This is a genomic window from Natrinema versiforme (assembly GCF_005576615.1).
GTDB classification, from domain to species: domain Archaea; phylum Halobacteriota; class Halobacteria; order Halobacteriales; family Natrialbaceae; genus Natrinema; species Natrinema versiforme_A.
This window is the reverse complement of the sequence record NZ_CP040330.1, coordinates 2,320,552-2,333,712: the sequence shown is the minus strand read 5'-3', so window position 1 is coordinate 2,333,712 and position 13,161 is coordinate 2,320,552. Positions and strand designations below refer to the sequence as shown.

Genomic DNA, 13,161 nt, shown 5'->3' with positions numbered 1-13,161 from the left:
CGAATCGGCGCGATACTGCGACCGCGTTCCTGCCGTTAGACCGGCTCGAACCGGTAGCCGTCCCAGTCCTGACTCTCGGGCTCTCTGATGCCAGCCCCGGGTTCGCGGAGTTCCTCGGCGTAGACCGGCTGCACTTCGTCGCCCGTCTCGAGGTCGTCAGTCGTCGCCTGGCCGATCGCACGGACCGTCTCACCCTCCACGTCGAACTCGACGATCGCGAGGTGGTTGGGTTCGCGGACGCCCGGCGGCGTCGCGGTGCTCGTCGTCCACGTTACGACCTCGGCGGTGTACTCGCTGAGGTCGATCGTTTCGACCGGCTCCGCGCCGCCGGGCCCGCGCGGGTGGCCGGGGTAGGTGATCGATCCGTCGTCGTAGCGCGTCGCTTCCATCGTCATTGTGCTGCCTCCATGATCGTCGTAATCACGCAGTTGCCGAAGCCGCCGACGTTACAGCACAGCCCCACGTCCGCGTCGACCTGTCGGGGACCGGCCTCGCCGACGAGTTGTTCGTAGATCTCGACGCCCTGTGCCACGCCGCTGGCACCGAGCGGGTGGCCCTTCGATTTGAGCCCGCCCGAGGTGTTGATCGGCAACTCGCCGGTGTCTCGCTCGGTGTAGCCCTCCTCGACGAGTTTCCATGCCTCGCCCTGCTCGGCGAAGCCGAGCCCCTCCATCTGCAGGAACTCGAGGATGGTGAACATGTCGTGGAGTTCGGCCACGTCGATGTCCTCTGGTTTGGTGTTGCTCATCTCGTAGGCCCCGCGACCGCTCTCGACGACGCCGCCCATCACGGTCGGGTCCTCGCGCTCGTGGACGACGTGGGTGTCCGTCGCGCCGTCGATGCCCGAGATGACGGCGTACTCGTCGGCGTATTCCTCGGCCACCGACTCGGGACAGAGCATCAGCGCCGCCGAGCCGTCCGTGATCGGACAGAAGTCGTACAGTCGCAGCGGATCGGCCACGATCGGCGACTCGAGGACCGTCTCGAGGTCGACTTCCTTCTGGAACTGGGCGTGTGGATTGTCGACGCCGTTCTCGTGGTTCTTGACCGCGACCTTGCCGAGGCTCTCCCGGGGCGCGTCGAACCGCTCTAAGTAGTGCCGTGCCGTCAGCCCCGCAAAGGACGGCAGCGTGACGCCGTGTTTGTACTCCGCGGGGTGGGTCAGCGACGCGATAACGTCGGTGGCCTCCCCGGTCGTCTTGTGGGTCATCTTCTCGCCGCCGACGAGCAGGGTCATGTCGCTGGCCCCGCTGGCGACCGACTGCCACGCGGCGTAGATGCCCGCGCCGCCACTCGAACTCGTCTGGTCGACCCGTTGCGTGTACGCCGGCATCGCGTCGAGGTCGTGTGCCAAGGCGTTGGGGACGCCCGTCTGTCCCTCGAACTCACCGCTCGCCATGTTCGACACGTATAGGTGCTCGACAGCGTTGGCCTCGACGCCCGCGTCCTCGAGACACTCGATCCCGGCCTCCGCGAGGAGGTCCTGGATCCACTCCCCCTCGCGTTGCCCGAACTGTGTCATCGAGGCACCGATGATTGCAACACGTTCCATAACTTACCGGACTCGAGTCAACGATTTATAAGTGAGGGTCGCGACGGTGGTCGCCGATTCAGCTACGCCGGGTCGCGGTCTCCGAGCGAGGGACCGACTCGGTCACAACGCTCTCGGTCGTGGCAGTCGAGACGCGATACGATGGCGTTCGCTGCCCCGTTCGACCGCATCGATCCGACCCATCGGCTCGTCGTTCGATCGCCGTCGGCAGCGGCCGAGAGCGATCGACCGGATCCGCTGGCCGTCGAAAATCGGATCGTCGAAATCGCGATGGACAGTGCCGATGCCGTCCACTGCTGTCTCGATCGCTCCTTTCTCGACGCGGCGGATCCGGCACGAACGAAGGCGTGTAATCGCCTGCACCGAGTCCGGGAATCGGACCGAGTGTTGGCAAGCGGCGAGCCGGAGTACCGAGCGGCCCTCCCGGCCGACCGCGACGCCGTGCGGGCGTATCTCTCCGTCGACCGGGAGAACACGGACGCGTGGCTCGCTCGCGTGTTCGGAATCGCCGAATTCGCCATCATCACCGACGACTCGTGGCTGTATCGGTCGGTTCCGCACCACGATCACATTCGGGAACTCAACGCGAACGCGGTCGACGGCTTCCTCGACGACGTGACCGCTTCGCTCGAGTCGATTCCCGGGTCGGGCGTGGTCCCGTTCGACGGGCTGGGAACGTGGCAGACGGAAGAGTATCGGTACGCCGTGACCGCACGATCGATCCGCCGAAGCACCGACGGAGACCGGTGGCAGACGTTCGATCTGGACCGGCTCCGCGCCGTCTCTCTGGTCCCGGAACGGTCGGAACTGCTGTTGCGCTGGGACTCGCCCGCGACGGATTCGTGGACGCGGCGTGCGTTCAGAACCGTCGTCGGACGGGGCTCGACCGAGCCGCCGAGTCGAGTGTCCCTCCCCGATCGCGAAACGACCGCCGAGTTCGCCGGGGCGCTTCGGGAGGTCGCCGACCGCCTCGAGTACGAATTCACGGTCGAAGCGATCGACGCGTAGCTCGAGCGCGATGGGACACAGAGTCGGAGCCAGCACCGGGTCAGCAACGCAGCGCGGAAGGCCGCTGGTTACGCTGATTCCGCCGCGGCCGTCCGCAACTCGCTCGCACGGGAGCGCGCCTGCGAGATCACCGCGGGCCGGGCCTCGAAGGAGACGGTAACGTCCTCGTCGCCGTAGGTGACGTCGTCGACGTGTGCGTTGTCGTGAATCCACGAGATCACGCTCATCGTGTCGTCGGTCATCGGCAACAGCAGCCGCTCTTCCTCCCAGTCGGGCAGTTCCTGATCGATCCGCTCGAGCAGGCCGTCGACGTTGAGTCCCTCTTTGGCGCTGACGGTGATGGGGTTCGGCGCGAGCGACGAGAGCGCGTCGCGTTTCTCCGCGAGTTCCTCGTCGCTCACCTGATCGATCTTGTTCAGCACGGTCACGATCGGGGCCTCGTTGCGCTCGTAGAGGGTGTCGTGGGAGGTGACCAGCTTCTCGTGGATTTCGTCGACGGGCTCGCTCACGTCGACGACCAGCAAGACCAGATCCGCCCGGTAGACCGAGTCCAGCGTCGACTTGAACGACTCGACCAGCCAGTGGGGGAGATCGCTGATAAAGCCGACGGTGTCGGTCACCAGCACGTCCCGGCGGTCGATCGCCGCGCGCCGGGTCGTCGTCCCCAGCGTCGTGAACAGCTTGTCCTGTGACTCGGCCGTCGGATCCAGATCCCGGTGGAGATCCTCGTTTTCCTCGACCTCGAGGTCGGTCGCGAGCTGGCGCAGCAGCGTCGATTTGCCGGCGTTCGTGTAACCGGCGAGCGCGACCAGATCGAAGCCGGAATCCCGTCGGCGCTCCCGCCGGTGTTGTTCGGTCTGCTCGATCCGCTCGAGCTCGTCTTTGATCCGGCTGATCTGGTCTTTGATGTCCCGCTCGCGGCTCTCGTCGTACTCGCCCAGCCCCATGAAGCCGGGGTGTTCCTCCCGCTTGGCGAGGCTCGTCTTCGCCTCGGCTCGGGGGAGTTCGTAGCGGAGTTCGGCCAACTCGACCTGGAGCTGGGCCTTGCGCGTCTGGGCGCGCTGCCCGAAGATCTCGAGGATCAGCGTGAATCGATCAATGACCTCGACGCCCTCCGGCAGGAGCTGTCCGAGGTTGTACGTCTGGTAGGGGCCGAGCCGGTTGTCGAAGATGACGGTCGTGGCGTCGGTTGCCGCGGCTAAGTCGGCCAGTTCCTCGGCTTTCCCCTCGCCGATCTGGAGGGCCGGATCGGCCCGTCTGGACTGCGTGACCTCGCCGACGACGGTGTATCCCGCCGCGCGGGCCAGATCGCGAATCTCGCTCGTATCGGCGGTGCCGGAATCGACGCGCTTGACGATGATCGTGTTCATGCAGGTAGCTGTCTCGCTGCCGGGCGTGGTCGGTCGTGCTCGCTCGAGCGCCGTCGCTCGTCGAGCCTGCGATTCGTCGCGCGCACGCGCCGGCCGTGTCGGCGTTGCGGACACCGCCGCGTGAACCCGGAGACGCTAACGATGCCGGTCGCACACCTCCGTTGGACGGACGTGACTCATGCTCGTCCGTACGCGACGAACCGTCTTGAATCCCGCGCCCGATTCCCTCTCGCGATTCGGTCGCTCGGCCGCTCGCACGCTCGAGCGGCGCCGATCGACCGGCGAGTGGCCGATATACCCGGCCGTGCATTCGACCACAACAGTCATAGGAACCGACTCGAATGGGACCGGGTAATGATAGATCTCGATCCGACGACCCTCGGCCTCGAGTTCGGGGGCGGCGCGGTCGTCGGCGGCCTCATCGGGTTCGCCGCGAAGAAGATCGCGAAGCTGCTGGCGATCATCGTCGGCGTCCAACTGATGGCCTTTCGCTACCTCGAGTCACAGGGGATCGTTATCGTCGACTGGAACCGGCTCTCGGCCGGGATTTTGAAGACCCAAGAGCGGGCGCAGGGGGCGGCGGACATCCACTGGCTCCAGTCGATGATCTCGACGCTGTCGATCGGCGCGGGCTTTACCAGCGGCTTCCTGATCGGATTTCATCGCGGATAGCCGGCAACTGGCGTCTCGAGCGGGCCGATCGACGCGAGGCTTACCGCGTGCGCAGGTCGTCTTTGTCTTTGACGATTTCCGTCTCCGCCTCGCCGCTCGTGTGTTCGTTGACCGTGTCGTAGAAGTCGTTTTGGAGCCCTGCCGGGAACGTGAGGACGCCGATCCACGAGCCGTCGCTCTGCCACTCCTCGCGCTCTAAGTCGCCGAACTGGCGGATCTTCGCCTGCGCGCTGCCCGCGTGGTCGGCGGGGACGTTGACGGCGACGGTGACCTCCTCGAACCGGATCGGAATGATCGGCCGCAAGGCGTCGAGCGCGTCGTCGACCTGCTCTTGGACCGGTTCCATCGGATCGACGGTGAACCCGGCCTCCTCCAGGGCGTTCTCGATCCGTTCCGGCGGATGGGGCGCGTTGTCCATCTGCGGGTTGACCGCGTTGCGCGTGATCGTGTCGATCAACTGCTTGCGCTTCTGTTCTTGCATCTCGCGGCGCTGATCGGCCGTGATCTGGATCTCCCCCTGCTTGATCACTTCGGGGATGATCTCGAGTGGCTCCGTGGTATCGAAGACCTTCTCGAGGTCGGCCTCCGCGGGCCGGTCACCCCGCGAGGCGTCCTCGAAGACGTCCTCGGCGGCGATTACGTCCTCGAGGTCGCCATCGAACTCGTCGCGTTTGATCTCGAGTGCCGCGTCGGGATCGACTAACACTTCGAAGCGCGCCCCGTGTGACTCGAGTCGCGCCGTCACTGCCTCGTCAAGCGAAATCATACCTGACGGTTCCGCCGCCAATGAAAAGAGTGTTTCCCGATTTGATCAGGCGAGCCGGTCGCTGGTCGGGGCTTGCAGACGGGAGACTCACACGCGCAAGGAAGTCGGAAAACGGCGGTCGGAAACCGAACGGCGTCTCGATTACTCGGCGGGTTCGTCGTCTTCGGGCTCGTCCTCGCCGTCGTCGAGGACGTCGTTCTCCTCGAGGTAGTCGGCGATCCGGTCCTGATCGAACTGCTCGAAGGACTCGGTTTCGACGTCGACGGTTGCCAGCCCCACTTCGTTGGGGAGCAGGGAGCCGTCGTTGACCGACGCGAGCGCGTCGAGTGCGAGTCGGATGCCGCCGTCTAAGTCGGCCTCGTCATCGTAGTTCTCCTCGAGGTAGGTCTGGAGTTCGCCGCGGTCGGAGCCGACGGCGAGTGCCTTCCACTCGTAGGGCGTCCCGGAGGGGTCGGTCTCGAACAGGCGCGGCTCGCCGTTCTGGATGCCGCCGACGATCAGCGCGACGCCGAACGGTCGGGCACCGCCGACCTGCGTGTACTGCTGGATGTGGTCGGTGACTTCCTTCGTCAACGTCTCGACGCCGATGGGCTCGCCGTAGCGCAGCTGGTTGACCTGCGTCTGGCGGCGGGCGAAGTCGATCAGCTGGCGGGCGTCGGCGACGTGGCCCGCGCTGGCGATGCCGACGTGGTCGTCGGCCTTGTGAATCTTCTCGACGCTCGAGTCCTCGAGCAGCGGGGAGGGGACTCGTTTGTCGACGGCGAGGACGACGCCGTCGTTCGTTCGGACACCGATACTCGCCGTGCCTCGCTTGACCGCCTCGCGAGCGTACTCGACCTGGTAGAGTCGGCCGTCGGGCGAGAAGATCGTGATGCCGCGGTCGTACGCCTGCTGTTGTTGTTGTCCCTGCATAGTATCACACTAAATGGTAATCGAGGTCTGTCGCGCCCACGAACGCCTCATCGAGTCGCACGTCCCCAACGTCGTCCCGCAGGACGGCGACTCGCTCCTCGTTCCCGAACACGACGTTTCTCTCTTCGGAATCTTGCCCGTCCCGTCCTAAATAGTTTTCTTCAGCCGCCCGGATCGTGCCACTGATACCGCTGACCCGAATCCCGACGGGAGCGCCGTCTATCTCGTCGATACAGGCCAGTGCCGCTCGAGCCGATTCGGTCTCTCCGCGGCGGACTTTGACGACCGCATCCCCCGTTCCGTCGGAAAACCGGAACCTGACGACGCTGAGATCGGCGTCGGCACTGCCCGGATCGCCCAGCAGGTTCTGGCCCGCGTACCACAGCTCGCGCTGGAACGACCGCCTGCCGAGCCGCTCGTCGGGCCACGTCTCGAGTTCCACGGCGAGGTATCGCCAGCGCGGCCGGAGGTGTTTTGGGAGGTGTTTCATGCGTTACTCGGTCGCCGGCTCGGCCGCGGTCGGACTCCGCTCGGCGACCAGTACGCCCACCTGATCGTGGACGCGCTCGACCGCCGTCAGCGAAAAGCCCGCGTCGGTAAAGGCGTCGGCGAGCACGCCGACCGTCGCCGGATCGTCGACCTCCGGGGAGTAGAACGGCTCCTCGGGGTCGGGCTCACCGAAGAACATCACGTCCCCCAGCACGAACCGCCGGGGCTCGAGGTCGGCGATGACCGCGATCGCCTCTTGCTTTTCCTCGTCCGAGAGGTGGTGCAGGGCGAAGTTCGAGGTGACCATGTCGACCTGCCCGTCGTAGTTCGGCTCGCGGAAGGTTCCGCGGTCGAACGCGAGGTTCTCGAGGCCTTCGTCGTCGGCCTTCTCCTCGGCTTCGGCCATCATCTCCTCGCTGATGTCGCGGCCGACGACCCGCTTCGCGTCGGGGGCCAGCGCGAGCGCGATCGCACCGGTTCCGGTGGCGAGATCGAGGACGATGTCGTCGCTTTCGGGAGCGGCGTGTTCGACCACGAGGTTCGCACAGGCGTGGTACTCCTCGGACTTCGACTCGTCGTACTCGCCGGCTTTCTCGTTGAATCGGGCGGCGTGTTCCTCAAGACTCTTCTTCATACCTGCCACGTTCGACCCCCGGCTCAATGAACGACTCGGACTGGACGTGCCGGTTGCGTTCGGCCACCCGCCCCCACTCCGCGAGGCCGTCTTCGACGAACTCGGCGGAGAACCCGATCTCCTCGCTGAGGGCTTTGAGTTCGCGGGGCGACCGCAACTCGAGGTGGGAGGTCGGGTCGGCGCTGACGACGTAGGGGGCATCGTAGTGATCGACGATCTCTCTGAGTTTCCGCAGCGACTGCAGAATTCGGACGCGGCGGCCGCCGCTCTGTCGGAGTACCCCACCGAAATTGAACTCGATGCAAACGCCGTTCTCGACGGCGGCTTTCGCCAAGACGTGGTTGAAATCCCCGTTGCCGGTCATCGGATGGGCGAGCACGTCCACTTTCGCCTGTTCGACGGCGAAGCGGTTCAGCGCCGTCGTCCCGCCGTGTATCCCGACAACCGTGTGAGACGTTCGGAAGTTCCCAACCGACCCGCTGGCCTGCTGTGGATCGTCGGCCCGAATCTCGACGCCCTCCACAACATCGATCCCGTACTCGTCGCGAATTTCGTCGGGATCGTACGCCGCTCGAGCGCCGTCGTGATTGCGGACGACCACACCCTCGAACCCGTAGTCGGCCGCCGTCTTCGCGAACCTGGCGACCGTGCTCTGTCCGTCGGGATGGGCGTGGACGGCCTCGTACATACTCGAGTCCTCTCGCGGCGGCGACTTGGGGTTTGCGTCATGCAGATCAAACGAACGAAATTGTCGTGGCCGGGAGCGCGGCTCGAGCGCTGCGAGAGACGTGCGACTCGGGGGAGGGCAGGCGGTTACCCGAAACTGACCGCGAGCGAGGCCGCAGGCCGAGCGAGCGGGCCGACGACCGATGTGGAGAACGCGACGCGTTCGGAACGGAGGGAGGAGTGCTTTTGATCGAAATTTTGCCGAGGGACATCGCGCTGGCGGCGAAGCCGTCAGCGCGATAGACCGCAGAGCAAAATTTCGTTAGTTAAGGATGGATTGGGCCACGGTCGCGAGTTGGCCGTTGTCGGCCTCGTTGAGCCGGTCGTCGCCGATCTTGAGACGCAGGCGCGGCCGCCCGACGTCGATCGGGACCTTCTCGGTGTCGATCAGGCCCATGTCCTCGAGTTTGGTCTTCGTCCGGCTGAAGGTGGCTTTCGAGGCGATCCCCACGTCCTCGCCCCACTTGCTGATATCGTAGAGCAGGGCCTCGTTCTTGGCGGCCACGAGCAGCGAGATGGTGACCTCGTCGAGGCCGTCGCCGTCGCCGCGAGCGGTCTCGAGGGAGTTGAGGATAGCGGTGAAGTCCTCCTCGGCGGCGGGGCTGATCTCGTCGGCGAGCGTTTCGCGAACGTCCGTGATCGGGGGCGTGCGCAGGTTGAAATCGGCGGCGTCCGCCCAGCGGTCGGCGTAGGTGTCGTAGGTGTCCGCGACGAAGCTCTCGTCGTCCGTGATGAGCCCGCCGACGCGGTCGCCGGCGTGGACGATGGCGACGACGCGGTCCTCGCTGACGACCAGCGAGTTTTCGGGTGCCTCCTCGAGCGTTCGCAGGGAGAGTGCGCCCTCGCTGATGAGGTCCGCCGCGTTCGAGGCGACGATGAAGTCGTCCATGACGTCTTTCAGCGTCCGTTCGTCGGCGAGCATGTGGACCGACGGCAGCTCGCCGTCGAATCCGGTCGCGACCGAAACGAACTCTTCGATGGCGTCTCGAGACGGGTTGACCATGTAGATGTCGCCGCTCGTATCCTCGAGAACGGACTCGAGAATATCGTCAATCTGGTGGTTGAGTAAATTCGAGGTCATGCCTATACAGAAGTAATCGAGAGCACTCCACTTAATTTTGGTGGCCATTTGCACACCAGAACTTGTCCTCTGGAGCCTGTACCGGTAATTTTTGTCCCATAACCCGTTAGTTCGCCGATGAAATATAGATATCACTTATATGCGTCGGACGACACGGATCTCCGGAAGTGTTGGTCGCACGCAAACCGCCGGATGACGGTTGTATAGCTATCAACAATAACTATATACAAGGAGTATAGTACGGTACTGTATGGCTGTCCAACACGAACGGCTGTGGTGGATCGTTCACGAGTTGGTCGACCGAACAGGAAACCGGGCGAGAACCGGTCGATTGCCCCGACAGTTCGCGATGCGAGCGAAGCGAGTCAGTACGTACGGCGGGCCGTAGCCGCGGTTAGCGATCGAACCGCTTACTCAGTTCCTCCGACCAGTAGATATCGCCGTCGTAGATCACTGATGCCTCCGTCTCCCCGAGCATGGTCGCGAGTTCCGACTCCGTCAGCGTGAAACTCGATTCGTTGCCACAGAGGTAGGCGAACTCGTTGGTCTCGGTGTGGGGGAAGTAGTACGAACCGGTCGCCCGCGTCGAGTAACAGTCGAGGGTCAGCGAGTAGCGCCGGTCGCCGTCGCTCTCGAGTTCCTCGAGCGTCGCGGTCGTCGGGAGCTGGTGTTCGCCCTGCGTGAGCGAGTGTGTGCCGTCCCCGACGACGGCGTAGTCTTTGCCCATCATGATTCGCCTGCGTGCGAGCCCCATCGCGCGTTCGATGCTGAAGCCGTGGACCAGTAGTTTGGCGAACGTCGAGCCGACCTTGATCGCGTGGTCGTTCAGCACTTTGGTGACCGTAACGGCACCGGCGACGCTTCCTTTCTCGATCAGTTCCAACCCTTCGTAGAAGGAGCCACAGGCGTTGAGGAAGAAGGTCTCGACGTTACAGCGGCCGAGACTCGAGGTCGCGAACGTCCCGTCGGGACAGCACAGCCCGTCGGTCTCGCAGTGGCCGATGTAGTGGACGAAGTCGTGGTCGTCTTCGAAGACCCGGGCGAGTTCGGCCGTTTCGAGCGACTCCGCGACGGTGACATCTATTGCCAGCTCCTCGGAGCGCTGGCGGTAGATCTCGGCGACATCCTCGTGTTCGCCGGCCATCTCCGGATCGTTCAGGACGACACAGATCGAGGTCGAATCGCTCGTCCGCTCGAGGAACTCGAGGCGGTTGTGGTAGGCCTCGGGCGCGGATTTGAAGACGTCGATCGGGACGCCGTCGGCGAGCCAGCCGTGGGTTCGGCCGCTCCGGAGGTCGGGTTTGACGATGTCGACCGAGGCGACCCGGCCGGTGCTGGCTCTGCTCGTTGCGCTGGCTTCGTCCGCTCCGCTGGCTCCCGGCTCCGCGCCCCGATAGAAATCCTCGAGCGAGCGCTCGACCAGTTCCCGCCCCTCGAGTTCGGAGGTTCGGGGCGTGTAGATCATGCTCAACCGGTCGAGCAGGAACGGCAGCGTTTCGACGCTGTCGTAGGTCGGCGCGACGTACGTCGAGAGGTGCCAGTCGGGGAGGCGGTGTTCGATCGCCGCGTAGGAGACCTCGAGATAGGTCGCGAGTCGCTCCTGCGGGGTGGCGTGGTAGAGCGCCTCGGCGTCGAGGTCCAGTGCCTCGAGCAGACTGCCTTCCGAGAGGGTCGTTCCGTAGGGGCCGACGTTCCGGACGAGACAGTCGAGGAAGAACGTCTTCCGGAGCAGTCGCTCAACGTCGCGTTCTAGGTCGGGCATCGGCGAGAGTTCTCGCTCGATACCGCGATCGCGGAGTCGAAGTCGCGGCCGGTCGCGCGTCGAACCGATCCGGTTACCGAGGATCTCGTCGGTCGTCCGCACGGTGGCTTGCAGGTAGTGCGCCAGCGGTGCGGTCACGAACAGCGACTCGTAGTCCGGCGGAACGACCAGTTCGATCCCGTGATCGGCGGTGTCGGCTCGGATACAGTCGGATATCTCGAGTTCGTCGCCGTGCTCGATCAGCGACGGGTGGCCCCGGAGTGTGGGGTAGGACCGATCCGGACCGGCCGTTTTGTGCGAGGCGGCCATGTGTGTGAGGGCCTCGGCGATCGCCGACGGAGAGTCGGGGACGGTGATCGTCCCGGCGGGGAATTCGTGGCGACAGCGGACGCCGAGGGTGACCCGGGTCCGCTCCGGAAAGGAGACCACGATCGATTCGTAGTTGTCGGTCTTTTCGATCGTCGCCCGCCCGTCGAAGCTGAGGTAGGACTTGATCTCCGTGTCGATATCGATCACGTACTCGCCGGGCGACAGCACCAGCGGTTCCCCGCTGGGGTCGAGTTCGTACTGCTCCTCGAGGTCGCGGGAGAACGCGTAGACGACCGCGTGCGGGAACCGGAGTTCGCTCGCCGTCAGGACGACCGTGTCGTCGACCGGCCGCGGGATGTCGACACCGGAGCCCTCGACGACGAGTTCGTCACCGTCAACCGGTAGCTCGGCGGTGTCCGCATCGGTGACGTGGAGGGTGTCGCCGTCTACCGCCCACTCTATCATTCAGTTGGCTGAATGTCACTCTGGTAAGTTAGTTGTATCGGGGTGTGCTGGTGTGTCAAACACGGGCCGCGACCGCCGGTTCGGTCGCCGCGCTGATCGGCGATAGTGGCTCGACTTGCCGGGGAAGGGTACACTTATGCAGCCGCCAGACCCCACTTCGACTATGAACCACGATCAGGTTCGGGACGTCGATCCCGCCGTCGCCGACGCCCTCGAGGGCGAGGTAGACCGCCAGCGAGAGACGTTACAGATGATCGCCAGCGAGAACCACGTCAGCGAGGCCGTCATCGACGCGCAGGGCAGCGCCCTGACGAACAAGTACGCCGAGGGGTATCCCGGCGAGCGCTACTACGGCGGCTGTCAGTACGCCGACGAGGTCGAGGAACTCGCGATCGAGCGGGCGAAAGAGCTGTTCGGTGCCGAGCACGTCAACGTCCAGCCACACTCGGGCACGCAGGCCAACCAGTCGGTCTACTTCGCGATGCTCGAGCCCGACGACAAGATCCTGTCACTGGACCTGAACCACGGCGGCCACCTCAGCCACGGTCACCCGGCGAACTTCACGGGCCAGCTCTACGAGGTCGAACAGTACGAGGTCGACCCCGAGACGGGCTACATCGACTACGACGACCTCGCCGACCACGCCGCCGAGTTCGACCCGGACATCATCGTCTCGGGCTACTCCGCGTACCCGCGCGAGATCGAGTGGGAGCGCATTCAGGACGCCGCCGACGACGTCGACGCGCTCCACCTCGCGGACATCGCCCACATCACCGGCCTCGTCGCCGCGGGCGTCCACCCGTCGCCCGTCGGCATCGCCGACTTCGTCACCGGTTCGACCCACAAGACCATCCGCTCGGGCCGGGGCGGCATCGTCATGACGAGCGAGGAGTACGCCGACGACATCGACGCCGCCGTCTTCCCCGGCGGACAGGGCGGCCCGCTCATGCACAACGTCGCCGGCAAGGCCGTCGGCTTCAAGGAAGCCCTCGAGCCAGCCTTCGAAGAGTACGCCGAGCAGACGGTCGCGAACGCGAAGGCGCTCGGCGAGAGCCTCTCCGAGAACGGGTTCTCGCTGGTCTCGGACGGCACCGATAACCACCTCGTGCTCGTCGACCTGCGGGACAGCCACCCCGACACCTCCGGCGGCGACGCCGAGGAGGCCTTAGAGGAGGCCGGCATCGTCCTCAACGGGAACACGGTGCCCGGCGAGACGCGCTCGCCGTTCAATCCGAGCGGTATCCGCGCCGGAACGCCGGCGCTGACCACGCGCGGCTTCGACGAGGACGACTGCCGCGAGGTGGGCGACCTGATCGCTCGCGTCGTCGACGCCCCCGAGGACGAGACCGTCATCGAGGAGGTCCGCGAGGAAGTCGCGACGCTGTGCGACGAGAATCCGCTGTACGAGTAAGAGA

The 13,161-nt window shown here is 65.2% G+C and carries 13 protein-coding genes; 3 read left to right on the top strand and 10 right to left on the bottom strand.

Features of this window, described 5'->3' with window-relative positions:
* Positions 1-35: 35 nt before the first annotated feature.
* Complete coding sequence (locus FEJ81_RS11490; RefSeq protein WP_138245423.1) at positions 36-395, bottom strand: nucleic acid-binding protein; 360 nt, start codon at positions 393-395, stop codon at positions 36-38.
* Positions 392-1,552 carry a thiolase family protein gene (locus FEJ81_RS11485; RefSeq protein WP_138245422.1) on the bottom strand — a complete coding sequence of 387 codons (1,161 nt, stop codon included), beginning with the start codon at positions 1,550-1,552 and terminating at the stop codon, positions 392-394. Before FEJ81_RS11485 ends, FEJ81_RS11490 begins: the two co-directional genes overlap by 4 nt.
* Positions 1,553-1,693: 141 nt before the next feature.
* On the opposite strand from FEJ81_RS11485, the gene FEJ81_RS11480 reads away from it, so the two are divergent.
* Complete coding sequence (locus FEJ81_RS11480; protein WP_138245421.1) at positions 1,694-2,560, top strand: hypothetical protein; 867 nt, start codon at positions 1,694-1,696, stop codon at positions 2,558-2,560.
* A gap of 68 nt (positions 2,561-2,628) precedes the next feature.
* On the opposite strand, the gene hflX is transcribed toward FEJ81_RS11480, so the two are convergent.
* Entirely contained in the window at positions 2,629-3,930 is a 1,302-nt protein-coding gene (gene hflX / locus FEJ81_RS11475; RefSeq protein WP_138245420.1) for a GTPase HflX, read from the bottom strand.
* Positions 3,931-4,284: 354 nt separating this feature from the next.
* Between hflX and FEJ81_RS11470 the strand changes: the two genes are divergently transcribed.
* Positions 4,285-4,602, top strand: a complete 318-nt coding sequence (locus FEJ81_RS11470; RefSeq protein ID WP_138245419.1) for an FUN14 domain-containing protein — start codon at positions 4,285-4,287, stop codon at positions 4,600-4,602.
* A 40-nt stretch (positions 4,603-4,642) separates the two neighbouring features.
* Here FEJ81_RS11470 and FEJ81_RS11465 read toward each other — a convergent pair whose 3' ends face one another.
* The 7 genes from FEJ81_RS11465 to FEJ81_RS11435 form a co-directional block, all read right to left on the bottom strand.
* On the bottom strand, positions 4,643-5,368 hold the full coding sequence (locus FEJ81_RS11465) for a ribosome assembly factor SBDS (protein ID WP_138245418.1): 726 nt from the start codon (positions 5,366-5,368) through the stop codon (positions 4,643-4,645).
* 141 nt (positions 5,369-5,509) lie between these two features.
* Positions 5,510-6,280 (bottom strand): archaeal proteasome endopeptidase complex subunit alpha, encoded by a 771-nt coding sequence (gene psmA, locus FEJ81_RS11460; RefSeq protein ID WP_138245417.1) that lies wholly within the window; start codon positions 6,278-6,280, stop codon positions 5,510-5,512.
* A gap of 4 nt (positions 6,281-6,284) precedes the next feature.
* On the bottom strand, positions 6,285-6,770 hold the full coding sequence (locus FEJ81_RS11455; RefSeq protein WP_138245416.1) for an Rpp14/Pop5 family protein: 486 nt from the start codon (positions 6,768-6,770) through the stop codon (positions 6,285-6,287).
* 3 nt (positions 6,771-6,773) lie between these two features.
* Positions 6,774-7,403, bottom strand: a complete 630-nt coding sequence (locus FEJ81_RS11450; RefSeq protein WP_138245415.1) for a class I SAM-dependent methyltransferase — start codon at positions 7,401-7,403, stop codon at positions 6,774-6,776.
* A complete protein-coding gene (locus tag FEJ81_RS11445; protein WP_138245414.1) occupies positions 7,387-8,091 on the bottom strand; it encodes an RNase P subunit p30 family protein in 705 nt (234 codons plus the stop codon). Before FEJ81_RS11445 ends, FEJ81_RS11450 begins: the two co-directional genes overlap by 17 nt.
* A gap of 300 nt (positions 8,092-8,391) precedes the next feature.
* Positions 8,392-9,210, bottom strand: coding sequence for a transcriptional regulator TbsP (gene tbsP / locus FEJ81_RS11440; RefSeq protein ID WP_138245413.1), 819 nt, complete (start codon positions 9,208-9,210; stop codon positions 8,392-8,394).
* Positions 9,211-9,604: 394 nt separating this feature from the next.
* On the bottom strand, positions 9,605-11,746 hold the full coding sequence (locus FEJ81_RS11435) for a hypothetical protein (RefSeq protein ID WP_138245412.1): 2,142 nt from the start codon (positions 11,744-11,746) through the stop codon (positions 9,605-9,607).
* 163 nt (positions 11,747-11,909) lie between these two features.
* Here FEJ81_RS11435 and glyA point away from each other — a divergent pair, with 163 nt between their 5' ends.
* On the top strand, positions 11,910-13,157 hold the full coding sequence (gene glyA / locus FEJ81_RS11430; RefSeq protein WP_138245411.1) for a serine hydroxymethyltransferase: 1,248 nt from the start codon (positions 11,910-11,912) through the stop codon (positions 13,155-13,157).
* Positions 13,158-13,161: the final 4 nt, after the last annotated feature.

Coding starts and splice junctions, on each gene's coding strand:
- FEJ81_RS11490 (WP_138245423.1), bottom strand. CDS start 395: ATGACGATGGAAGCGACGCGCTACGACGACGGATCGATCACCTACCCC.
- FEJ81_RS11485 (WP_138245422.1), bottom strand. CDS start 1,552: ATGGAACGTGTTGCAATCATCGGTGCCTCGATGACACAGTTCGGGCAA.
- FEJ81_RS11480 (WP_138245421.1), top strand. CDS start 1,694: ATGGCGTTCGCTGCCCCGTTCGACCGCATCGATCCGACCCATCGGCTC.
- hflX (WP_138245420.1), bottom strand. CDS start 3,930: ATGAACACGATCATCGTCAAGCGCGTCGATTCCGGCACCGCCGATACG.
- FEJ81_RS11470 (WP_138245419.1), top strand. CDS start 4,285: ATGATAGATCTCGATCCGACGACCCTCGGCCTCGAGTTCGGGGGCGGC.
- FEJ81_RS11465 (WP_138245418.1), bottom strand. CDS start 5,368: ATGATTTCGCTTGACGAGGCAGTGACGGCGCGACTCGAGTCACACGGG.
- psmA (WP_138245417.1), bottom strand. CDS start 6,280: ATGCAGGGACAACAACAACAGCAGGCGTACGACCGCGGCATCACGATC.
- FEJ81_RS11455 (WP_138245416.1), bottom strand. CDS start 6,770: ATGAAACACCTCCCAAAACACCTCCGGCCGCGCTGGCGATACCTCGCC.
- FEJ81_RS11450 (WP_138245415.1), bottom strand. CDS start 7,403: ATGAAGAAGAGTCTTGAGGAACACGCCGCCCGATTCAACGAGAAAGCC.
- FEJ81_RS11445 (WP_138245414.1), bottom strand. CDS start 8,091: ATGTACGAGGCCGTCCACGCCCATCCCGACGGACAGAGCACGGTCGCC.
- tbsP (WP_138245413.1), bottom strand. CDS start 9,210: ATGACCTCGAATTTACTCAACCACCAGATTGACGATATTCTCGAGTCC.
- FEJ81_RS11435 (WP_138245412.1), bottom strand. CDS start 11,746: ATGATAGAGTGGGCGGTAGACGGCGACACCCTCCACGTCACCGATGCG.
- glyA (WP_138245411.1), top strand. CDS start 11,910: ATGAACCACGATCAGGTTCGGGACGTCGATCCCGCCGTCGCCGACGCC.